General features: G+C 40.5%; 19 protein-coding genes and 1 pseudogene. 17 read left to right on the top strand and 3 right to left on the bottom strand.

Annotation, left to right across the window (positions count from 1 at the left end; all coding sequences use genetic code 11):
- Positions 1 to 62: 62 nt before the first annotated feature.
- The 7 genes and pseudogenes from V6W81_RS15805 (at position 63) to V6W81_RS15775 (ending at position 6,055) form a co-directional block, all read left to right on the top strand.
- The gene (locus V6W81_RS15805) at positions 63 to 1,367 is read left to right on the top strand and encodes an alpha/beta hydrolase family protein (protein ID WP_338539669.1); all 1,305 of its coding nucleotides are present in this window, start codon (positions 63 to 65) and stop codon (positions 1,365 to 1,367) included.
- 226 nt (positions 1,368 to 1,593) lie between these two features.
- A pseudogene (locus V6W81_RS15800) lies at positions 1,594 to 2,525 on the top strand (glycoside hydrolase family 5 protein).
- Between the two features lie 196 nt (positions 2,526 to 2,721).
- A complete protein-coding gene (locus V6W81_RS15795) occupies positions 2,722 to 3,351 on the top strand; it encodes a copper amine oxidase N-terminal domain-containing protein (RefSeq protein ID WP_338539668.1) in 630 nt (209 codons plus the stop codon).
- Positions 3,352 to 3,612: 261 nt separating this feature from the next.
- Positions 3,613 to 4,167 carry a helicase gene (locus V6W81_RS15790; RefSeq protein ID WP_338539667.1) on the top strand — a complete coding sequence of 185 codons (555 nt, stop codon included), beginning with the start codon at positions 3,613 to 3,615 and terminating at the stop codon, positions 4,165 to 4,167.
- A 385-nt stretch (positions 4,168 to 4,552) separates the two neighbouring features.
- A complete protein-coding gene (locus V6W81_RS15785) occupies positions 4,553 to 4,804 on the top strand; it encodes a hypothetical protein (protein WP_145047782.1) in 252 nt (83 codons plus the stop codon).
- A 115-nt stretch (positions 4,805 to 4,919) separates the two neighbouring features.
- Positions 4,920 to 5,267 carry a DUF3221 domain-containing protein gene (locus V6W81_RS15780; protein ID WP_338539666.1) on the top strand — a complete coding sequence of 116 codons (348 nt, stop codon included), beginning with the start codon at positions 4,920 to 4,922 and terminating at the stop codon, positions 5,265 to 5,267.
- A gap of 56 nt (positions 5,268 to 5,323) precedes the next feature.
- The gene (locus V6W81_RS15775) at positions 5,324 to 6,055 is read left to right on the top strand and encodes a hypothetical protein (RefSeq protein ID WP_338539665.1); all 732 of its coding nucleotides are present in this window, start codon (positions 5,324 to 5,326) and stop codon (positions 6,053 to 6,055) included.
- Between the two features lie 106 nt (positions 6,056 to 6,161).
- Here V6W81_RS15775 and V6W81_RS15770 read toward each other — a convergent pair whose 3' ends face one another.
- Positions 6,162 to 7,121 carry an oxidoreductase gene (locus V6W81_RS15770; protein ID WP_338539664.1) on the bottom strand — a complete coding sequence of 320 codons (960 nt, stop codon included), beginning with the start codon at positions 7,119 to 7,121 and terminating at the stop codon, positions 6,162 to 6,164.
- 195 nt (positions 7,122 to 7,316) lie between these two features.
- Between V6W81_RS15770 and V6W81_RS15765 the strand changes: the two genes are divergently transcribed.
- On the top strand, positions 7,317 to 7,805 hold the full coding sequence (locus tag V6W81_RS15765) for an NUDIX hydrolase (protein WP_338539663.1): 489 nt from the start codon (positions 7,317 to 7,319) through the stop codon (positions 7,803 to 7,805).
- Positions 7,806 to 8,021: 216 nt separating this feature from the next.
- Here the strand turns inward: V6W81_RS15765 and V6W81_RS15760 are convergent, their stop codons facing one another.
- Positions 8,022 to 8,909, bottom strand: a complete 888-nt coding sequence (locus V6W81_RS15760) for an NmrA family NAD(P)-binding protein (protein WP_338539662.1) — start codon at positions 8,907 to 8,909, stop codon at positions 8,022 to 8,024.
- Between the two features lie 370 nt (positions 8,910 to 9,279).
- On the opposite strand from V6W81_RS15760, the gene V6W81_RS15755 reads away from it, so the two are divergent.
- The 5 genes from V6W81_RS15755 to V6W81_RS15735 all read left to right on the top strand — a co-directional run bounded on the left by V6W81_RS15755 (position 9,280) and on the right by V6W81_RS15735 (position 15,707).
- Positions 9,280 to 9,966: a DUF5060 domain-containing protein gene (locus V6W81_RS15755; RefSeq protein WP_338539661.1), complete on the top strand. Its 687-nt coding sequence runs from the start codon at positions 9,280 to 9,282 to the stop codon at positions 9,964 to 9,966.
- Positions 9,947 to 10,765, top strand: coding sequence for a DUF5605 domain-containing protein (locus V6W81_RS15750; protein ID WP_338539660.1), 819 nt, complete (start codon positions 9,947 to 9,949; stop codon positions 10,763 to 10,765). The genes V6W81_RS15755 and V6W81_RS15750 overlap by 20 nt, the downstream gene beginning before the upstream one ends.
- Positions 10,766 to 11,136: 371 nt before the next feature.
- Positions 11,137 to 12,327 (top strand): MFS transporter, encoded by a 1,191-nt coding sequence (locus V6W81_RS15745; protein ID WP_338539659.1) that lies wholly within the window; start codon positions 11,137 to 11,139, stop codon positions 12,325 to 12,327.
- Positions 12,328 to 12,512: 185 nt separating this feature from the next.
- The gene (locus V6W81_RS15740; RefSeq protein ID WP_430700880.1) at positions 12,513 to 14,558 is read left to right on the top strand and encodes a methyl-accepting chemotaxis protein; all 2,046 of its coding nucleotides are present in this window, start codon (positions 12,513 to 12,515) and stop codon (positions 14,556 to 14,558) included.
- A gap of 378 nt (positions 14,559 to 14,936) precedes the next feature.
- On the top strand, positions 14,937 to 15,707 hold the full coding sequence (locus V6W81_RS15735) for an SDR family oxidoreductase (RefSeq protein WP_338539657.1): 771 nt from the start codon (positions 14,937 to 14,939) through the stop codon (positions 15,705 to 15,707).
- Positions 15,708 to 15,833: 126 nt separating this feature from the next.
- Here V6W81_RS15735 and V6W81_RS15730 read toward each other — a convergent pair whose 3' ends face one another.
- Positions 15,834 to 16,691, bottom strand: coding sequence for an alpha/beta fold hydrolase (locus V6W81_RS15730; RefSeq protein WP_338539656.1), 858 nt, complete (start codon positions 16,689 to 16,691; stop codon positions 15,834 to 15,836).
- Positions 16,692 to 16,822: 131 nt separating this feature from the next.
- Between V6W81_RS15730 and V6W81_RS15725 the strand changes: the two genes are divergently transcribed.
- The 4 genes from V6W81_RS15725 to V6W81_RS15710 all read left to right on the top strand — a co-directional run bounded on the left by V6W81_RS15725 (position 16,823) and on the right by V6W81_RS15710 (position 21,896).
- Positions 16,823 to 17,713, top strand: a complete 891-nt coding sequence (locus tag V6W81_RS15725) for a LysR family transcriptional regulator (RefSeq protein WP_338539655.1) — start codon at positions 16,823 to 16,825, stop codon at positions 17,711 to 17,713.
- Positions 17,714 to 17,868: 155 nt separating this feature from the next.
- Positions 17,869 to 18,462 (top strand): hypothetical protein, encoded by a 594-nt coding sequence (locus V6W81_RS15720; RefSeq protein WP_338539654.1) that lies wholly within the window; start codon positions 17,869 to 17,871, stop codon positions 18,460 to 18,462.
- A 291-nt stretch (positions 18,463 to 18,753) separates the two neighbouring features.
- Positions 18,754 to 20,817 (top strand): beta-galactosidase, encoded by a 2,064-nt coding sequence (locus tag V6W81_RS15715; protein WP_338539653.1) that lies wholly within the window; start codon positions 18,754 to 18,756, stop codon positions 20,815 to 20,817.
- 242 nt (positions 20,818 to 21,059) lie between these two features.
- Positions 21,060 to 21,896 (top strand): AraC family transcriptional regulator, encoded by an 837-nt coding sequence (locus V6W81_RS15710; protein ID WP_338539652.1) that lies wholly within the window; start codon positions 21,060 to 21,062, stop codon positions 21,894 to 21,896.
- The last annotated feature ends 118 nt before the right edge of the window (positions 21,897 to 22,014 follow it).

Genomic DNA, 22,014 nt, shown 5'->3' with positions numbered 1-22,014 from the left:
CACCTTCTCTTCCATTTATTATGATGAACGCATAAAAAGTTGGAGAAGGAGCAGAGAAGCTTATGGAGATTGTAATACTTATTGTTACGTTGGTTGTTGAATTAGCTATTGCCGTTTATTCCATTGAAACGAAGCAAAGTCGCAGCAGGATTAAGAGTTGGACGAGAATAATAATGTGTATAGGATTTGTGATGTTGATCTTAGGGGGAGTTGTTGTATGGGAGTACACTTGGGCACTATTTGCTGGCTTGCTCTTACTATTAGCGTTCAAGGGAATCGTTACACTCTTGCGCAAACAAGTATATATTCGTCCTTACAAAATGTTCTCTACGGTATGGAAATACCTTTTGTTAGCGTTGGTCGTTATCATTACTCTTGTACCTGCTTTACTTTTTCCACAGCATAGGCTGCCTCAAGTGACAGGGCCATATCCAGTGGCGACCGCCACTTACAGTTATGAGGACAAGAACCGTATCGAAGAATTCTCGAACCAGGGTGACAAGCGATCTGTTAACGTGGAATTCTGGTATCCTGAACAGACAGAAGGAACGTACCCTTTGCTTGTATTCTCACATGGAGCATTCGGTATTAAAACGAGCAACGCGTCTACCTTTACAGAGCTTGCAAGCCATGGGTATGTCGTCGTTTCAATTGACCATCCCTATCATTCTTTTTATACCGTTGCCGAGGATGGGAAGGTAGTGACGATAAATTCAGAATACCTGCAAGAATTTAACGATGCCAATAAAGGGGTTTATTCACTTGCTGAGTATTTCGATCTCAATCAGAAATGGATGAAATTGCGAATGGATGATATGGATTTTGTCATGGATACGATTCTGGAGCAGGTTGAGCTAAAAAAAGACGCTGTATATGAACTCATCAATACACAGAAAGTAGGCGTGTTCGGTCATTCGATGGGGGGAGCGGCAAGCGTAGCTCTGAGCAGGGAGCGTGATGATATTATCGCCGTAGTAAATATAGATGCTCCGTTCTTTAGCGAGCTTGAGTATGATCACGTTGCGAACGAATTAACTGCAAAATCGGCACCTTTCTTGATCCCGCTTCTTAATATTTATTCGGATGATGTGTGGATACAGCTTGGTAGCAGTTCTTCATATATTGCGAATCGTATATCTAATGAAAATTTTAAAGATGCGTACACCGTTCATTTTAAAGGTGCTAAACACTTAAGTTTAACTGATCTACCCTTATATTCTCCTTTCTTAGCAAACCTGTTACATGAAGGTAGAAAAGCAGACATTGATAAATATGTTGCGATCGAAACTCAAAATGAACTCATCCTTCGCTTTTTTGATTATACGCTTAAGAACAAAGGTCATTTTGCTCCAAAAGCAACGTATTAAGGATTTGTCTTATGCAGAACACTTGTAAACGTTAAACGCTTCGATTGGAAGAGTTATGAAATCAGCCTTTTAATTATGGATATAAATAGAAAATTGTTGACTAGTAAGCGTTTTCAATTTACTATAACTAATGTTAGCTAATCGATAAAGTAATATTAGTTATTAGGAGGGTAAACGCATGGTCAAATGGAAGAAGTGTACGATCTTCACTGTAATTGCTGCACTTATGTTAGCGGTATTGGGAAGTACAGCACCTCAAGTATCAGCTGCTAGTGGTTTTTATGTCAGTGGTGGTAAGCTGTATGATTCTACAGGTAAGCCTTTTTACATGCGTGGTATTAACCATGGACACTCGTGGTACAAAAACGATCTGAACACGGCCATTCCTGCCATTGCAAAAACGGGTGCGAATACGGTCCTATTGTTTTATCCAACGGTACCCAATATACGAAAGATGATTTAAATTCAGTTAAAAATATCATCAATATTGTGAATGCTAACAAAATGATTGCTATCCTTGAAGTGCATGATGCAACAGGAAAAGACGATTATAATTCGTTAGACGCTGCAGTTAATTACTGGATTAGCATTAAGGAAGCGCTGATTGGCAAGGAAGATCGTGTCATTGTAAATATTGCTAATGAGTGGTACGGAACATGGAATGGAAGTGCGTGGGCAGATGGGTATAAGAAAGCTATTCCGAAATTGAGAAATGCGGGAATCAAAAACACACTCATTATTGACGCAGCTGGCTGGGGACAATACCCACAATCCATTGTAGATTATGGACAAAGCGTCTTCGCGGCTGACACTCAGAAAAACACCGTTTTCTCCATTCATATGTACGAGTATGCTGGTAAAGATGCTGCAACGGTAAAAGCTAATATGGAAAACGTTCTGAACAAAGGGTTAGCCTTAATTATTGGTGAGTTCGGTGGATACCACACTAATGGAGACGTTGATGAATATGCGATTATGAAATATGGTCAGGAAAAAGGGGTAGGCTGGCTGGCTTGGTCCTGGTACGGTAATGGCTCAGGGCTGCAATATCTAGATATGGCCACTGGCCCTAACGGAAGCTTGACCAGCTTTGGAAACACCGTAGTGAATGACACCTATGGGATCAAAAACACTTCAGTTAAAGCAGGTATTTTTTAATAGTAATGAGGAACAAAAATATAATTACATTGAAAGTCGCTAATCTAGTTAGCGGCTTTTCTTAATTAATCGCTACAATTTTGAGTTCAACATAAAGGAAGAGAGCATTTATCCATTGTTAATTATAAATCTAGTATGTACCTATATTGTATGTTATTATACATAGGAAAATAGAACCAGTAAGGGAGTGCTAGATATGAACAAAAAGGTACTTGTAACTTCCGTGTTATCTCTGTTTCTTCTATCCAGTGCAACAAGTGTGTTTGCTCATCCGGGGAGAACAGATTCTAATGGCGGTCATACGTGTTGGACAAATTGTGCCAAATGGGGATTAGAGTACGGAGAGTATCATTATCATAATGGTGGGAGTTCTTCTTCAAGTAGCAAGTCATCAGGTAGTTCGTCTTCATCATCTTCATCATCATCTTCCAAAAAAACAACCCCAGCAAAACCCAAAGAAACTAAACCACAATATACGGAATCTTCACTAAAAGTATATGTGAATGATAAAAAAGTAGATTTTACTAATAAACCTGTTCAATATCAAGGAAGTAACTTGCTTCCCTTACGAGACATTGCCGATGCATTAGATGCAACATTTACATACGATCAGGACAGTGCAACGATAGGTCTAACTAAAGATAAATTCAAGGTAACTCTGACCATGGGGAGTAAAACCGTATTTTACAACGGAAAGGCTTCTACATTAAGCACAGCTCCAAAAGTGATTAACGGGGTTACGTATATTCCAGTACAATCGATTAAAGGATTAGGCGCTATTCTGCAATTGAATGGTAGCAAAAACACATTAAATATTGAGATATAAATGAAAAGGAGGGCAGAGGCTCTCCTTTTTGTATTACTCAATTCACTGTTATAATCTCAAGAAAATTTAGGTTGTTGATGAAGCTACAAATGAAAATGATGCTTGTTTTAATCGGGAAAAAAAGAGTTTAAAGCATCGGAGCAGATTTTGTTCAAAAACGGAGTGCAATTAAAGAGGAAATGTACTTCAAATTCTGGAATATGTAAATTCAGTCTATTATATTGTTTTGAGCCTAACCCAATTTGTTAGGAGTGATTAAGAATGCGTATTGAAAATGAAAAATCCTTCAATGGTGAAAGACTAAAGCGAACAGTAGAGGTTGGCGGACTTACGATAACGCAACTTATCCAGAAGTTACAGCAAAATACTATCTTAATGAATGAATTAGGAAAGAAGCTATTAGCTGATGTTAAATTTAGAACATCCGAAACGAAGTATAGTGTGAAGATCGTAGAACTAACCGTTGGAGAACTTGGTTTTCCAGATGGAGCTACTACGAGTCGAATCTTTGCGAAAGCGATTGAACTAGATTTGGAATTGTGTCCGTTAGAATTAGGACCTTACCTAAGACTAGTGTATCTGGATCAGCCTGAGGGTTATTCGGGAAAACCTGTGCAACAACATAGAGCTCCAGTGGGTTCCGTCACGATTGCATCGGAGATTCTAACTGATGACGAGGATTTTCCAAAAGGTTTCTATCTTAGAAAAATGGATGGCGTATTATGGCTACGTGGATACTGCGCTGATCATCTGCACGTCTGGAATCCTGATGATCATTTTATCTTTAGACAATCAGATAAGACATTGAAGGATTGAATTTAAGCATTGTTTTTGGTTACTCGTGGCTGAAAAGTTCAAACAAGTTGACCTTACATGACCCATTGGCGGTAGTTAGTATATTCCATACTGATGTTTGTCAATTTGAAAAAGGTTTTGTCCATGTTAAAACCCATGAGGAAACTTTTTGGGAGGTACTTCGTTCCGAGGATTTTCCGAGGAAATGTGTGTCTAAAACATATTGAATACAAGACGTTCAAGAGCAATTACCTGTTCTTATCAAAGTCGCTAAATTAGCGGCTTTTTTTGTTACATTTCAATTGGACATGAAATGTGCTTAATCCAAATTAGTGTAATTTCCAACTTCTAAATAATGTATAATTTAATAGATGTAAATGTGAATACATTGAATGGAGGATAAGGAATGAACAAGTATGTCGTACATATCGTTGCGAGTGTATTTTGCATATTACTGCCTCCTATTGGTCTCTTATATGGTTTGTGGGACAGCAGCCAACCCAAGGTAGGACCTGTTGGAGATGGAAAACCTATTTATCCTACCATACCTCAATGGATATCTATTGTGTCTCCTTTTATTGCGGGAATAATTAATCTACCATTTGCCATTATGCGGTACAGACAACACAAAAAGACTACTGAAAGTAATAAAGGTTAGTACTTGCTGTGCTAACAACTAACATGTTGACTGGTGTTAAAAAGAGTTTAAGAAGAGTTAAGAAATTCGCACTGTAATGCTGGATTTAATAATGGAAGAAGAGGGTGATGAATATATGGCTAAATTAGTGAGTGGACTTACATCCGTTATGGTACTAATATTAACAATCGGCTGTAGTTCGCCTAACGAACAAATTCAATCTGATGCTGATATCATTGGTACAATTATAGAAGTCAGAGAGCAAGACCATCAAATATTAATTGAACAAAATAACGCAGATGACTCAGCATCAAACCTAATTTGGATTAGTCAAGATCAGGATAGTGCAATAATTGTCGCTGGCGTAGCTAAGACTAAGTTTGAGAAGTCATTTCAAAATAAAAAAGTTGAAGTATGGATTAAAAATCTAATAGCCCAATCATCACCCCCACAAGCTCTAGCTGATAAAGTTAAGATTGATTAATATGGAAGGTGATTAGGGCTATATTCATGTAATTCAAATACTGAGGTGTAGCTATAATGAGAATCTTAAAGGAATTTGACCTAGACTTACCCTATATTATTAATGATGAAATTATTGAATCTGTAATGAGAACACAAAAGTGTGATTACAACGAAGCAACGAAACTAGATTATGAATTGAATTGGAAATGGAAAAGACGTTCATTTAGATTAGAAACGCGTTGTATTACAGCGATGTATGAACGTTTATTCGGGATATACCAAACGAATGATTGTTGGAAAGTCCTTATAGAATGTGTAGAAGACACTTCAGACAAAAGAATTATCAACGATTCAGGCGTATGGTCGGTGCCAATTCAAATTAATTTAAGTGAATTTAGTGCAAAAAGTGAGTTGGAGAAGAAAAAGACTACGCTTCAACTGCTAATGAGCGGAATCGAGGAAATTGCTGTATGTCATAATTGGCGAGTCGAACCATTTAAGGAGACAGCTCTAAAAATTGAAGAGTTAGGATACTTAAACGAATGGACTTGGAAAAAAGCCATAACAAGCCCGAATAAGAAGTACAATGCTAAAGTGATATGCCAGCATAACGTGAAAACGATGGATATATACATAGCTATTTCACATCGAGATGGTACGCAAGTGCTTTTAGAGAAGGTAAAATCAGCTCAGCCAGATGAATTTGCCTATGCTAGACATTTAGGTGCACTTACATGGGAATCCGATTATGAAGTGGCTTTGATTAATAAAAAAGGAAATGAAAAATTTGTAGTGGCCATAAAGTAACTTTATATATTAATCAACTAGTGAAGCCTTCTTAAGCAAAAAGGTAATCAGTGTCTAACTTCCCATACCTGCAATTACATCCTGATGCAAAAGGTTATCCACTAATTTATTCGCCAAACTTTACGCCAGTCAATTGCTCACTAAGTTTCCACAGTCGGTCTGCAGCCTCAGGATCTATGGCCCACGGCAAAACACCTGGCATTTCTTCTGGTGTAGACACCACTTGAGCAATACCCACATCCAAGCAGTATACTCCGCCCATATCATTCAGAATAGAGCTGGTTGCACACCACACACTTGTCGCTGCACCTTGAGCTTCTGTTTTGAGATCATTTCCAAAATCCAATCCTCCGAGCTCTTCTTCTGACAAGAATCGGGACAGATCTGTATAGATTGCGCCAGGATGGACTGAGAACGCACGGATACCGTGACTATAACCTAATCGGTCTAATGAAACTGCAAAGAGAGCATTGGCTGATTTGGATTGTCCGTAAGCTTTCCACTTATCATAGGGATGTTGCTCATAGTTCGGATCATCGAACTCCACGCCACCCAATACGATTCCTGAAGAGGATACAGATACGACTCTAGCGTTACCTGCTTTTATCAATGCTGGCCATAAGCGTGCTGTTAACTGGAAATGTCCCAGATGGTTTGTGGCAAATTGAGATTCGTATCCACGGGAATCCCTAGTTAATGGAGGAACCATGATCCCCGCATTGTTAATCAGAATATCAATCTGGCGTCCTGAAGACAGGAAGCGCTCTGCAAACGTGTCAATAGACTCCGGATCAATTAGGTCAAGCTCTGCCAATTCCACGCGTGGAATATTCGATAAAGCAGCGCGTGCTTTGTCCATAGAACGAGCGGGTACTACGACTGTTGCACCGGCTTCCGCTAACGCACGAGTGGTCTCAAGTCCGATTCCCGAGTATCCGCCAGTCACGATGCAAATTTTATTGCTGAGGTCGATTCCTTGCAGTATATCTTTGGCCGTTGAATGTTTATCGAAGCCACTAGAAAGGGGCTTCTGCGGAGTGATATTGTAATTTTGGTTTGATGTCATATTCTGAGCTCCTTATTGTTCATTTGGTTTAACATTATACACACTAGAGTCAACTATAGGTCAAGGAAAACACAAAGTGATTTTTTCATTGCAGATATATTTAGTTAGTTAAGTAATCTTTTATCCATCCAAAAAGGAAAGTGCGGGAACTGTGTGGAATAATTATACAAATTCATCTTATTTGGAGGTTGTACAATGGCTTTCCCGACACATATCGTATCAGCAGGTGGAATTGTAGAAGATGGAGATGGAAATATCCTTTTAGTAAAAGCCCACGACGATGGTTGGGTGTATCCTGGAGGTATAACTGAAGTTGGAGAAAATCTGATTGATGGAGTCATTCGTGAAATCAAAGAGGAAAGTGGAATTGAAGCCACGGTCAGTCATTTAATTAGTGTTGTGTCGAATACAGCAATCCATAAGTGGTATGACGGTGTGACTGATGTTCCTACGAAGGTCATGTTTGATTTCGTCTGTAAAGCTACAGGTGGAACGTTAACTACGTCTGATGAAACGAGCGAATGTAGATGGGTTCCAAAGGAAAATGTGCTGGACTTGATTACTTTACCAGGAATCCGTATGCGTTATGAAGCCTATCTAAACTTTAACGGGTCTGTGAGTTATATGGAGTATGTCACTTCGTCAATGACAGAATTTAATGTGAAGCTTCAACGGAATGTTTAACTTTATGAGGGACGCATATTAAAACTATCGTGAACTGTAACTTTATGACGATAAGATTAACAGCCGATCAGCATGATCGGCTATTTATGAAGAATTAACGGCAGGCACTCTCTACTACATAAAAAGAGCCAGTGAGAATACAGTCATTCTCGACTGGCCAATACTACAGCAGCTCATTGGGTAGCGTATGTTGGAAAACATGCTAGCTTTTAATTTTTAATTTTCTACTTTAGAATACGGAAATTTATTTTTCAAGAAATCCTTATATGTCATTGGTTTTTGGCCAATTAGACGTTCAAGATCCCCAGATGTCTCCGAGAATTCCCCAGTGTTGATCGCTCGCACCCAACCTAATAAGAAGTCGGTCATAGGAACAGGTAATCCATTCGCTACCATCGTGTCTGAATATTCTGTTTCGCTAATTGCTTCATAAGGGATGTGTATCCCATGAATCTCAGAGAGTGCTTCAGCAATGTCCGCAAATGAGCTTCCTTCGCTGCCACTTAGCGTATATGATTTATTTTCATGACCGTTCTGAGTGAGAATAGCTACGTTGGCTGCAGCCAAATCATCCAGAGATGCAGCGGCTACTTTACCCAACCCCTCTGGTACTTTTACGCCGACTTTAAGTGGATCTCCATAATACGAATGCATGACTTCAAGATACGGTGGATTCCGTAGAATCGTATAGGCTAATCCGGATGCTTTAAGCGCTTGTTCTGCAAATATATCTGATATCGTGACTTCAGGAATGATAAGATTTGAATTTTCTTTTCGTATGATCGACGTGAAGAGTACTTGTTTCACACCAGCCTGTTTGGCAGCTGCGATGACATTGAAATGTTGTGTATTGCGGTCAGTAAATGCTGGCGCGGAAATCAGCATCACTTTTTCAACACCATTAAACGCTTGCAGAAGGGAGTTATAATCCAAATAATCACCCTGATGAGCTTCTACACCTTCTTTGACATACCTTTTGATTTGTTCGGACTCGGTATTACGTACCAATACAGCGACCTGATTGAATGGCACTTTAGTAAGAAGAAGCTCTAGTGTCCTGCTGCCGAGATTACTTGTTGCCCCAGTAATAAGAATTTTTCCCATCGTAATAACCCCTTTGCTTTGATCGTTTTATTGAGAAACGGCTTTGCTTTTGTTCATGATCACTAGGCTCATTATGTACCATGGTTTACTTTAAAAATAGTACGTACTTTTTGGTTATATAGTAACCAAGAAGTGATAATTATGTGATGAGAGGGATCGTGAGTCCAGAGGCTATATCAACGAAGGGAATCATTAATTCAGGAGTAACGATTGGGACGGGGATTACCGTACATAAAAATAAATTACGTTTTTCACCTATAAGTTAAGTGAAAATTGCTGAACTTAATATAAAATAGTGCTAAAATATGGTTGATTAAATTGAATGCGTTTACAATTCTGAAATACCACAAGGAAAGGTGGAGGGTTCGTTATGGAAAACGCGATGTTTCATGAACCTGTGCCCCAATGGGCACGGTTTGAACTTCAGTTGCCTGGCTCAACTGAAGGTAATCCTTATCTGGATACCGATTGGACGGTCATTTTTCGTCATGACAAGACGGAACAGAAGGTTTCCGGTTTTTATGCCGGAAACGGGGAGTATGTGGTCAGATTTATGCCATCTGACATTGGGGACTGGACTTATGAGACGTTTAGTAATCTTCCCGAGTTGAATGGGTTGCACGGAAGTTTTACATGTATACCGGCAGCAGCTTCGGTTCATGGACTGGTCAGAACCCTGGATGAAATTCGTTTTGCTTATGCGGATGGCACACCATTCTATCCGTTTGGTACAACTGCTTATGCATGGATATATCAATCGGAGGCATTACGTACGGCAACGCTGAACACTCTTGCCGAAGGGGTATTTAATAAAATTCGCATGTGCTTATTTCCGAAAAATTACTCATTTAACGCGGAGGAACCTGCATTTTTTCCTTTTGTCGGTTCTTCTGAAAAGGGCTTTGATTATACTCGCTTCAACCCCGTTTACTGGGAGCATGTTGAGAACTGTATCGAAGCATTGCTTGAGCTGCAGATTGAAGCGGATCTGATTTTGTTTCACCCATACGATAAAGGGACGATGGGGTTTCGATCGTATGACTGCCGAGGAAGATAATCGTTATCTTCAATACGCAATTGCACGGTTGGCGGCTTACCGGAATATCTGGTGGTCGATGGCGAATGAATATGATTTTATGAGTGAAAAAGCGATGTCAGATTGGGATAGGTTGATTAGTCTCGCTGCAGAGGAAGATCCGTATGCACATCTGTTATCCATCCATAACGGTACAGCCATGTATATCCCAGAAAGTATAGTTATGTATGATCATACTCGTCCGGAAATTACACATTGCAGCATTCAGCACTGGGACGTCACGTTAGTCGCTTCATGGAGAGCTCAATATGGGAAACCTGTGATCGTCGATGAATGTGGATACGAAGGGAACCTGCAGCAGCGATGGGGCAATCTTAGCGCGGAAGAAATGACACACCGGATATGGGAAAGCTTTGCACGAGGTGGTTATGCCAGTCATGGTGAGACTTTCTTGCATCCAGAAGATGAGATCTGGTGGGCCAAAGGCGGAACGTTATACGGACGAAGTCATGAACATATCCGCTTTCTTCGTCAAGTGGCGGAGCACATGCCAACTGACACTATGCCCATTCCGCTCCGCGACGTACCAGTAATGGGGGTAGAGGGTGAATATTACTTACATTATTATGGTCAACACCAGCCAGGATACCGAGAAGTAGACCTACCGGAAGAGCAAGAATTTGTTGCTGAATGGATCGACACGCAGGAGATGGAGATTACAAGGCTGGTGGAGACGTATCGAGGAAAGAGCCGGATTCCTTTGCCCAGTCGACCTTACTTTGCGTTGCGCTTAAGTGCTGTTCAACCAGTTGTAGAGTAGGCATGTAAGACAGGGAGAAGGCATCTAGTGACTCCTAAGCGAACGATTCCATTTCTAGGTTAAATCCAAGAGCTAATGCGGTTGATAAGACCGTATTAGCTTTTTTTGCTAGTAAATAAGGTGGAAAAGATAGCAGCATACTTATATTGAGAATCGCTAGTTTTTCGGTTTTAACTTTTTAATAGCTCAAAAAAAGCGGAACAGATCTCGTACTGAATACCAGTTTAGTTTTGACCTGCGACTAAAAAGAAGTGGACTTTTACATTAATCTCATATAAATTATTACTTATTAAAATACTTATCAAAAGAGTGATTTAAAAGTATGGAATTCACCAAACTGGTGAAAGAGAAAGAGGTGAGACCAAGTACATATGACAACGGTATATGATCAGAATCGAATGCTACGAAACATCTTATTCTTATTGTTTGCACTACCCGGTCTAGCCTTTGCTTCATGGGTGGCAAGAACACCAGCCGTGCGGGATCAGTTGAATGTATCTACGTCGGGAATGGGTATGATCATTTTTGCTTTAGCGATAGGTTCACTTACAGGGTTACTTACTGCGGGATCGGTGATTATCCGAAAAGGCGCACGACTCGTTATTATCGTAAGTTCTATCATGATTGTATGTGGATTTATTGCTATAGGCCTAGGAGCAGAAGCGAAGACATTGGCCATTGTAATGATTGGACTATTCATATTTGGAGCTGGTTTTGGTGCTGCCGAGGTAGGATTAAATATGGAAGGCTCTGCGGTGGAAAAAGAAATGGGTAAAGTTCTCTTGCCTGCCTTTCATGGCTTCTTTAGTGTAGGTACACTGGCTGGAGCTGCTATTGGGGTTGGAGCAGAGGCGATAGAGCTTCCTATTCTGATTCATTTTTTAATCTTAGCTCTGTTCATTTCAATAGCGCTATTGAGCTCTTTCCGCTATCTTCCGAAGGCAACAGGTAAAGAAATTGTCCCAAGTCTTGATAATAGGGGAACTGCGCCCAAGAAGCCGCTAAAAGTTTGGACGGAAAAACGAACCTTATTAATAGGTATTATGGTTTTAGGTATGGCGTTTGCTGAAGGATCGGCAAATGACTGGTTACCGTTAATTATGGTGGATGGATATGGTGTTAACTCATTAACGAGCTCAATTGTCTACGGCATTTTTGTAGGAGCCATGACTCTTGGGCGATTCTCGGGTGGCTGGGTATTAGATCGGTATGGAAGAGTTCGTGTCTTAATGGGGTGTGCGATCTCAGCGATCTGCGGCTTGGTTCTTGTGATATGGGGTCAACATTACCTACTTGCATCTACTGGAGTCTTTCTATGGGGGCTTGGTGCTTCCTTAGGTTTCCCCGTTGGTTTGTCCGCAGCCGGTGATGATCCACAGGGGGCAGCAGCTAGAGTCGGTGCAGTTGCCACCTCCGGTTACATTGCATCATTGGTAGGACCGCCTGCTTTAGGTTTTTTGGGAGAGCATTTTGGATTGCTGAATGCCATGATTGCGGTATTGATTGGTGTGATGATCTCAGGAACATTGACCCGATCGGCTAGACCGTTAGTCCCAGAATAAAAGCCCATTTACTCCATATTTATGATATAATACAGATCAAATAAGGCTTGTTACTGAATTTTCAGGCAAAACCTATGTATATACATGCTCAACGTTTCTTTGAGTGTGTGTATATATGGGTTTTTTTGCGTTTATTGACTTAAATGCGAAGCAAGCATAATAGAAAGAGAAAGAGGATGATACACTTGAAGGAAAAAAGCAAAAGATTATTATCTATCAAGAAAGGACTTAGCATTTTCCACAAAATGAGTACTAAACTAACTGTAGCATTTCTTAGTGTTCTCATTATTCCAACTGCACTGATTGGATATTATTCATATCAAAGTGCTAAAGATCAAGTTCAGCAGAAAATGACAGAGCCGATAAACACCATTCTAACTATGACAGGGCAGAACATCGATAACATCGTAGGTGCTAAAGCAGAACTATTACATTATATAGATACAATGATTGAACCTAGCTCACTTACGGAGAGCGCAGATATAATTCATACCGAGTTGGATCGATTAACCTCTACATATCCTGATATTATTTCTATTACAATTGGAAACGAACAGGGGGAATATATAGCTACCCCAGAAATTGCTGATTCAACCTATGATCCGCGTCAGAATGATTGGTACAACAATGGAAAAAGCAATGATGGGAAGTTTTATTTTTCTAATATCATGAAGGATGAACTAACCGGTAAAATTGTTGTGGACATATCTAAATCTCTTAGAGAAGGAGAAGGTGTAGCTAGTATTAGACTCGACTTGGATGTTCTCGCAAAAGAGTTATCCATCGTGAATGTTGGTGGAAACGGAAGTTTGGTTGTCGTGGACTCCAATCGAACAATTGCAGCTTGGACGGGTGCGATCACGCAAGGTGGAGGCGGCGAGCTTGGCGGAGAACTTGTTGGTGGAATTCCTCTCCAGCCCAATTCCGCTTTAAGCGCTGATGAGCCTATGGCATTTTCCCACTTTGTCAGGACTGACCTTGCGTATGACTTGGAAGTCTATACTGGTGTCAATGCTTTAACAGGTTGGAATGTCATTGCTTTAATGGGGCATGAAGATTTTATAGCAGCAGCAAAACCGATTATGGTTACAAGCTATATTGTCATTAGCATTTCCGTTCTTATAGCAGGATTGATTATATTTGTTATTCTAAGATCATTCACGGTGCCAATGCAGAAACTGCGCACAGCTACCCGCAATGTCAGGGATGGAAATCTGTCTGAGCGAGTGGGACTCACCAACAAGGACGAATTCGGGCTATTGGCAGATGATTTTGACCAAATGACCATTACACTACAATCGGTTGTCAGTGAACTTAATCAGACATCATCTATGCTGAACAATTCTTCGCAAATGATACAAGAGAGCACAAAACAAACTACATTGTCTGTTCAGCATGTTACTGAGACAGTTCAACAAACGGCCGAAACAGCTGTAATCGGAGCCGCAAATGCTGAACAAGCCGCAAATGCAGTTGAAGAAATGGCTCGAGGGATCAGCACAATTGCTGAGTCTGCAGGCGCGATTGTGTATTCAGCAGAGGAAACAGAGCGAGCTGTCGTGCTTGGTGGTACAACCATAACCAGTGTTCGAGAACAGATGGAACAGATCCTTGATGCTGTCACAGAAACATCAGTATTGATTAACGAGCTGTCTACGCTCTCAACTGAAGCGAATCGAATGAATGAAGCCATCGCTGATATTTCTCGGCAAACAAATCTGCTGTCTCTAAATGCATCGATTGAAGCAGCGAGAGCAGGAGAGCATGGTAAAGGATTTGCTGTCGTTGCAGGTGAAGTTCGCCAACTATCGCTGCAATCCAAACAAAGTGCAGACGAAATTGGGGAAACAATTGGAAAAATGTTTGATCTAATCGATAGATCCACTTCGTTAATGAACAAAAAGGTTCGTGATCAAGTTGGTGAAGGCATGCGCGTAAGTCAAGAAGCTTCGGTTACCATATCGAATATTGAACAATTTACTTCCCACATTGTCGGTCAAATACAGGATATATCCGCTGTATCAGAGCAGTTATCGGCAAGCACAGAACAAGTTTCTGCTACAGTTGCCGAGATGGCTAACATATCTAAAGTATCGGCTAGTGGTGCGCAGACTACATCTGCAGCAGCTCAAGAGCAAATGGCGGCGATGGAAGAGATCTCTTCCTCCTCAGTAAAACTCGCCAAAATGGCCGAAGATATGCAAAAGTTGGTTCAACGTTTTACTGTGTAGATGGTACGAGATAACATACAACGGTGCAAAGCCTATGAGATGGTTTATTCTGCTGAAAATTAAAATTATGGAATGCTTTTTGATCTCTAAGAGGGATTTTAAAAAGAGTTGATCGGTAAAAGTCGCTATTAAATCTAGCGGCTTTTTTTGTTATATCGACACAAGTTCTTGTCACGACACAATGACAAAACGTCTAGTGATTGCTTTGCTCATTTTTAAGACCGCTCTGCTTAAGATAATCGGCAATTATGGCTGGGCTGTTGATAAACGCACAGATCTTGAATTATTGACTATTGAAAGAAACCGGATCTTGTTTAAAATAATTAACATGAGTTGATTAAACAATTGCAGTTCAATTTATTATTAGGAGGAATTTTCATGACAGCAACAATGACAGTATCTATGAAAGATAAAGTGGTAATTGTAACTGGAGCAAAAGGTGGTATCGGACTGGCAACCGCACAATTATTTGCTAAAGAAGGTGCAAGCGTAGCTTTAGTGGATATAAATGAACCTAAACAAGAAGCACAAGACTTGATCAATGCAGGTTACCAGGCAATATCCATCCAATGTGATGTTTCGAATGAGAGATCTGTTGAATCCATGGTGGAGAAAACAGTAGCTACATTTGGAAAACTAGATTATGCCTATAATAATGCTGGTATTCAAAATGCTGCGACAGATACGGTTGATTTGAACGAAGACGTTTACGATGATGTTATGAACGTTAATACGAAGGGAATTTGGCTTTGTATGAAGCATGAGTTGTTACAGTTAAGAAAGCAAGGGACAGAAGGGGCGATCGTTAATTGTTCTTCAATGGGTGGATTAATAGGTGTTCCCGAACGTTCTGTATACCATGCATCTAAACACGGCGTATTGGGTTTAACGAAAAGTACTGCTTTAGAGTACGCTTCAAGAGGAATTCGTATTAATGCAGTTTGTCCTGGGATCATTGAAACGCCAATGGTAGAAAATATGTTAGCCACGGAAAGTGATGCTATGGACGAATTAATGAAACAAGTTCCCATTGGTCGTTTAGCGAAACCAGAGGAAGTAGCTTCCGTTGTACTTTGGTTATGCTCTTCTTCCGCAAGCTATATCATTGGTCAGGCTATATCCGTTGATGGTGGATATACGGTTCAATAAAATAAATTAACTGAAAGAAGATATGGTGTGTTCGATAAACGAATCTATATGCGAAATTAAAAGATAATGAATAATGGCTGAGCTAGTTTTTGTTAACTTGCTCAGCCTATTTTTTAGATGACTGATCTATTTCACATCAGCCAAAAATTGCAGCATAAGCGAAGCAATCTCGTCAGCATGTGTTTCGAGTGCGAAATGGCCTGTATCCAGCAGATGTATTTCTGCAGATGGGAGATCATGCTTATAAGCCTTAGCTCCAGCAGGAAGGAAGGCAGGGTCATTTTTTCCCCACACAGCTAGTAGTTTCGGTTGATAGTTACGGAAATAAGCCTGAAACTCAGGATAAAGATCCACATTAGTTCTATAGTCCAAAATCAGATCCAGTTGGATCTCCTCCGCGTCGGGACGTGACATATATGCAATATCCAGTGAATACCCATCTGGTGACACAAGGCTGGCATCTGCTCCGTGCAGGTATTGGAAGTTACGAATCGTTTCTGGAGTCAGGGAATCACGGCATGCTTCACGATTCTCTGGTGTTGGAGAGCGCCAATAGTTCTCCCAAGGGCCCCAAGCTTCACTAAACCCTTCCAGATAAGCATTCCCATTCTGACTAATGATCGCCTGAACTTTCTCCGGATGAGCAGCGGCGAGTCGATACCCGACAGGTGCACCATAATCGAATACATATAGTACATACTTATTCAAGTCTAATGCCTGAGTAAAACCTTCAATGACTTTGAAGAGATTATCAAAGGTAAAGTTAAATTGACCACGCGGTGGCGTTTGGGTATGTCCGAAACCAGCAAGATCAGGAGCAATGACCCGGTAATGTTCCGCAAGCTTGGGAATTAGATCACGGAACATATGACTTGAAGATGGAAAGCCGTGTAACAATAAAATAACCTTACCATCCTTAGAACCGGCCTCGCGATAAAAAACGTCGACATCTCCAACCTTTTGATTCAGATAACGAACCTGCATACATTACATCTCCTTCACTATTTTTAATAACACGACCAACTAAGGATATCGTATAATACAACTATCTATTTGACTAACGAATATATCGAATGCTTACTATTTCAAAATGAAATAAGAGAGGTTGATCTGAAGTGGTTGATGCATTAGAAGGACGATTTTTTCTGGCTTTCATCGCTTTAACGGAAGAAAAAAGCTTCAGTCGAGCTGCTGAACGTTTAGGTTATGTGCAATCTACTGTGACAACTCACATCCAGCAGTTAGAGAAGATTATTGGACATAAATTAGTACATCGCTATCCAAGAGGGATAGAGTTAACGGATGCAGGAAAGGTATTTGCCAAATATGCGTATCAGTATGTGCATTTGATTCAATCTCTTGATGAACATATCCATGAGCTGGATGAGCCTTCTGGTACGATACGTATTCGAACACAAGAATCTTTTTTTCTTACACGTATGCTTCCTTTCATACAGGAATACACACGAAACATGCCAAATGTAAATTTGCGCATAGAACATGGGACACATCAGGACATTCTGAATAGTGTATTGGACTATGAGTTGGATTACGGCATCGTTCCACAGAACCCCAATCGTCATGAGCTACATTTTTATCCTATTGTGGAAGAAACGATTGTGTTGGTTGCATCGGAGCAAATCGCTCAGAACGTGAGAGACTTAGGAGCGCAGATTCTGAATAATCAACTTTTCATCAGTAACGGCACATCATGCTTGTACCATACGTCTGCCGTGGATGTTTTGAAAGAAGCTGGCGTTACAGTCAAAGATGCGTTAGAGCTGCCCAGTCTGGAGATGATTAAACAATATGTAGGCTGCGGTAAAGGGTTCGCCCTGATCCCTGAAATAGCAATTCTGAATGAACTCGAGACGGGTACCCTGCAGATTCTCCCCTTTGCACCAACAATGAGCTTTACTCACGGCCTGATTACTCATAAAAATCGAGAACATAGTCCGACCGCTAAAGGTTTCCATGCGGCGTTAATGGATTATTATCATCGTTAATTTGTTACCCCTGTAAAATAATGTTAAACAAAAAGTAGACAAGTCTTTACGGGCATGTATCACTCATGTGACTTGATTGACGATGAGTTCCACTTTATAGTAACCTTGGCTTGGCTGTAAGGTTGTTGCTTTCTTTTTAAAAGGAGTGATCTAGAATGAACAAGAACGTTAGTCCACGTGGAAGTAAGGAATTAAGTATAGAAGCAAGCATAGACTCTATTCTTAGTCAGTATGCATTTAGCGAGCAGACCTCCGCCCATGAGTTAATAGAGTTTACGTTAAAAGCGCTACAGGACTTGTTGCCACTCGTTGGCTTTAAATATGTAAAATCCCGCAAAGCACTCGAGCTGAAAACGCAGGAATTTATGATCTCCATCTATCTTCAGGCTAATAGACATAATGTAGCTGGAACCAGTATAGAAGTCATGGTGCACTGTAATGTCACGCATAACAAAAGAAAGGCACATACAGTTTTACCGGAAAGCTACTATCAACATTCGGAGATAACATGGTATGAATTATTTGGTAAAGAGGCGTTTAGGGATAGTATCCTATCGATTACTGACTATATTACACAGCACGAGATTCCATTGATCGAGCAGCTTGTATCTGATCCTCAATGTGTCATAGAAGCGCATGCAACGATGCAAAATAGGATACTCAGCCCGTATTTTTTCTATCGATATGGTATAGACGCCCAATTTGACGGTGGCCAAGTCGGCACACGTCAAACCCAATCCTTTTATTAATACAGACTGTAAACTCCATCATTGAAGATAATTAGGGGACTGGGATCCTTGTTATAATGAGTTAATTTATATAGGTTAGTTTGAGTTACCTTGATGTGCTAATTGCTTTCAAGGTTTTTTTGTTCTCTAACTTCACTATGACCTACTGACATTTCAATTTACATACTTACTTTCATACAATTGTTCATTTTGTGCTATTTATCATCATGATAATCCTAACGTATCAATCTTTCTCTACGTTACAATGACATCAGTATAAGACATGATTCAAATGAAGAGAGGAAGACTTTAATGTATACATTCAAAAAATATCAGAAACCTGAAGTTTTACAAAATCATTTAAATCTTGGTGGGGAAAATCCTGCAGGAGAAAAGATTGATGTAACAAGTTTATATATTACACGTAGTGGCAAGCCTTCTATTCCGGTCATGGGTGAATTTCATTATTCCAGATATGATCGAAGCGACTGGTATAAAGAGCTGTGTAAAATGAAAGCAGGCGGAATTACGCTTGTATCTAGCTATGTGTTCTGGATCTACCATGAAGAGAGCGAAGGGGTATTCGACTTCTCGGGTGACAATGATCTTCGTGCTTTTATATTGGAATGTAAGAAGGCCGGGCTTGAAGCTGTCATAAGGATTGGACCATGGGCACATGGTGAATGCAGAAACGGAGGACTTCCGGACTGGCTGCTCCAAAAACCATTTAAGCTGCGTGAAAACAATCCAGAATATCTTAAGAAAGTACGTACCTTCTATGAGAATATTTCGAAGCAGGTACAAGGACTTTTCTACAAAGATGGTGGAAACATCATTGCTGTGCAGTTAGAGAATGAGTTAACAAATGATGCCGAGCATCTGGCTACACTAAAAGAAATGGCTGTGGATTGTGGCATGATTGCCCCCATATATACGGTAACTGGTTGGAATGCTGTTGAGGGAGCGCGAATACCAGTAGATGAAGTGTTTCCTGTATTCGGAGGATACTGTGATGCTCCATGGGACGATCACCTAGATCAACTTCCGCCATCTCCTCATTATTTCTTTACGGGTATGAGAAATGACACAGGCATAGGAGCAGATCTCCTTCCACAAGAAATTGAAGATGATGGGCAGTGGCGATTGCCGTATGAACGATATCCATTTGCAACTTGCGAATTGGGTGGAGGTATTCAAGTTACACATCACCGTAGACCACGAATTAGAGGTATGGATATTTATAGCATATCGCTGGTAAAGATTGGTGATGGTAACAATCTGATTGGCTACTATATGTACCATGGCGGAACCAATAAAATTGGCAAGCTGTCGACTTTTCAGGAATCAAAAGCAACAGGGTATCCGAACGATTATCCCATTCTTTCATATGATTTTCAGTGTGCTTTATCGGAGTATGGCGAAGTTCGAGAACAGTACAGACTGCTGAATATTCTGCACTTGTTCGTACAGGACTTTGAGGAGACACTCGCACCGATGACCAGAGTGGAAGCGGAGAATTCAGTTTCAAGAGAGGATACTACATCATTGCGTTATGTGATGCGGACAGATGGTGTGAGTGGATATGTATTTGTTAATCATTATCAAAGGCTTACTCAGCTTCAGGATGTGCGGAACGTTGTCATTGATACAGGCCGTGTCATATTCCCGTCAATTAATGTGTGTGGAGAAGTGAGTTTCTTCATGCCGTTCCGTATGGAGTTGTCGGGTATTGTTCTCGACTATGGCACTGTGCAACCGTTATGCAGAGAAGGAGATACCTACTTCTTTGCGCAAATACCTGGAATTACACCCGAATATCAATTCAGTGATGGACAGAATATAACAGCTCAAGCAGGGCTTGATTCTGCATTTCAGGTCAACGGCACTACAGTGGTTACCCTGAGCTGGGATCAGGCACGATATCTGCGCAGACTGGATGGAGAGCTTTATGTAGGCGATGGATGTGATCTGTACAAAGCTGATAACGAAATTCGTTCTGTGGAAGACGGTGGGTTTCAATATTGGCATTGGAATGGTGTAAGCTTTAATCAGAGATCCATTCAGCAATCTTATACAGCACCTGCAATTACGTTCGAAGATGTAGAACAACCTCCATTTGAACCGAAACATACAGAGCAACTGCATATGGGCGGTGATAGAGAAGTTAAGTGGCAAAAGATCACCGTCACAGGATCCGAAGGATTCTTAGATATTGATTATTATGGCGATGTTGCTCAAATTTACGCAGATGAAGAACTCGTTGCTGACAGTTATTATTACGGAGATGTGTGGAGGGTACCAGCAAGATTGCTCACCGGTAAAGATTGTTACCTTGCGGTATCGGAAATGCGAAACGATTTCTATCGAGAATTTTGAGTGTAAGAACCGCTAAGTAGGGATGTTATACAGCAGATTTGAAAATATCGCAAATGTATTAAACAGCCTTCATATTCCTTGAATTCAGGAATTTAAAACCAGGAACCTCTATTTGAGAGGATCCTGGTTTTATTTAAAAATGGTATAATTGAACGAGTCTAAGATTAGAACACAACATCCGCCAGATTATAGTACTTCAATATCGTATTGTAGTCTCATTTTGAAGGAGATCTAAGAGGAGCATGTTACCATTCAGGCTTTTTCATAATAAAGGCAAGATTGAATTACCTTTGTCATTATATAGCTGCGGATTACATCACCAGCACATGATGCATCGGCCTATTGGTTATCCAACATTTCAATGTATGATTTGCTTTGCAGGATCAGGTGCCTTTCATTTTGAGAACATGCCTTATATCAAGATGAGAAGGGGAGATATCTTATTTGTGCCTAGCAAACTCGCTCATGATTATGGTCCATCAGCAAATGAACCCTGGCTATTAGGATTTATGGGCATTGAGGGAAGCTTTGTTGAGTCCCTTGTTAACGCACTACAACTTCCAATCATGAAATCAATCTCAGTAAATGAACCAAAGATACAGCAGCTTGAATCAGATATCAGGGAGCTATGGCATGTAAGTGATCCTGAGGAGAGCGACCCTTATCATAAGGCCTCTACGAAAATATATAGTATGTTAACGTCCATCGCTACAACGACTCAAAGCGAGAAACCAATGCAAAACTATCGAAGCACCACAAACGCGAAAGAGATGCTTCGCGCCTCGGTACAATATATGGAGCAGCATTATATGGAAAATCTAAGCCTTGCTAATATTGCCGATACGGTCGGTTATTCCAAGCAACATTTTCAACGTAAGTTCAAAGAGATATATGGCGTGAATCCCAGTCACTACCTGCAACGCCTTCGATTACACAGAGGGGCAGAGCTTCTATCTGAACATTCAGAGTTGTCTGTAGGTGAGATCGCGACAATGGTAGGTATGGAATTAAACTATTTTGTACGTATATTCAAACGAGAGCATGGAATCACTCCTGCCAAATATCGATTCACGGTTTAGTAGCACCGACTTTCTGTAAGATAACGGCAAAGTCTCCCAATTGAAGTCGCTAGTTTAGCGGCTTTTTTGTTATATCAATTGTTGGAAAGGACATGAAAATGATGCTCGTATTCGCAGA

It is taken from the genome of Paenibacillus tundrae, from assembly GCF_036884255.1.
GTDB lineage: Bacteria > Bacillota > Bacilli > Paenibacillales > Paenibacillaceae > Paenibacillus.
Note: the sequence above shows the minus strand (reverse complement) of the source record. Positions and strands in the feature narration are given on the sequence as shown.

Bases quoted from the DNA above. Each gene is read 5' to 3' on its own strand.
- V6W81_RS15760 (WP_338539662.1), bottom strand. From the start codon at position 8,909: ATGGGAAAAATTCTTATTACTGGGGCAACAAGTAATCTCGGCAGCAGG.
- V6W81_RS15775 (WP_338539665.1), top strand. From the start codon at position 5,324: ATGAGAATCTTAAAGGAATTTGACCTAGACTTACCCTATATTATTAAT.
- V6W81_RS15755 (WP_338539661.1), top strand. From the start codon at position 9,280: ATGGAAAACGCGATGTTTCATGAACCTGTGCCCCAATGGGCACGGTTT.
- V6W81_RS15780 (WP_338539666.1), top strand. From the start codon at position 4,920: ATGGCTAAATTAGTGAGTGGACTTACATCCGTTATGGTACTAATATTA.
- V6W81_RS15795 (WP_338539668.1), top strand. From the start codon at position 2,722: ATGAACAAAAAGGTACTTGTAACTTCCGTGTTATCTCTGTTTCTTCTA.
- V6W81_RS15790 (WP_338539667.1), top strand. From the start codon at position 3,613: ATGCGTATTGAAAATGAAAAATCCTTCAATGGTGAAAGACTAAAGCGA.
- V6W81_RS15750 (WP_338539660.1), top strand. From the start codon at position 9,947: ATGACTGCCGAGGAAGATAATCGTTATCTTCAATACGCAATTGCACGG.
- V6W81_RS15710 (WP_338539652.1), top strand. From the start codon at position 21,060: ATGTTACCATTCAGGCTTTTTCATAATAAAGGCAAGATTGAATTACCT.
- V6W81_RS15745 (WP_338539659.1), top strand. From the start codon at position 11,137: ATGACAACGGTATATGATCAGAATCGAATGCTACGAAACATCTTATTC.
- V6W81_RS15735 (WP_338539657.1), top strand. From the start codon at position 14,937: ATGACAGCAACAATGACAGTATCTATGAAAGATAAAGTGGTAATTGTA.
- V6W81_RS15720 (WP_338539654.1), top strand. From the start codon at position 17,869: ATGAACAAGAACGTTAGTCCACGTGGAAGTAAGGAATTAAGTATAGAA.
- V6W81_RS15730 (WP_338539656.1), bottom strand. From the start codon at position 16,691: ATGCAGGTTCGTTATCTGAATCAAAAGGTTGGAGATGTCGACGTTTTT.
- V6W81_RS15765 (WP_338539663.1), top strand. From the start codon at position 7,317: ATGGCTTTCCCGACACATATCGTATCAGCAGGTGGAATTGTAGAAGAT.
- V6W81_RS15770 (WP_338539664.1), bottom strand. From the start codon at position 7,121: ATGACATCAAACCAAAATTACAATATCACTCCGCAGAAGCCCCTTTCT.
- V6W81_RS15805 (WP_338539669.1), top strand. From the start codon at position 63: ATGGAGATTGTAATACTTATTGTTACGTTGGTTGTTGAATTAGCTATT.
- V6W81_RS15715 (WP_338539653.1), top strand. From the start codon at position 18,754: ATGTATACATTCAAAAAATATCAGAAACCTGAAGTTTTACAAAATCAT.
- V6W81_RS15785 (WP_145047782.1), top strand. From the start codon at position 4,553: ATGAACAAGTATGTCGTACATATCGTTGCGAGTGTATTTTGCATATTA.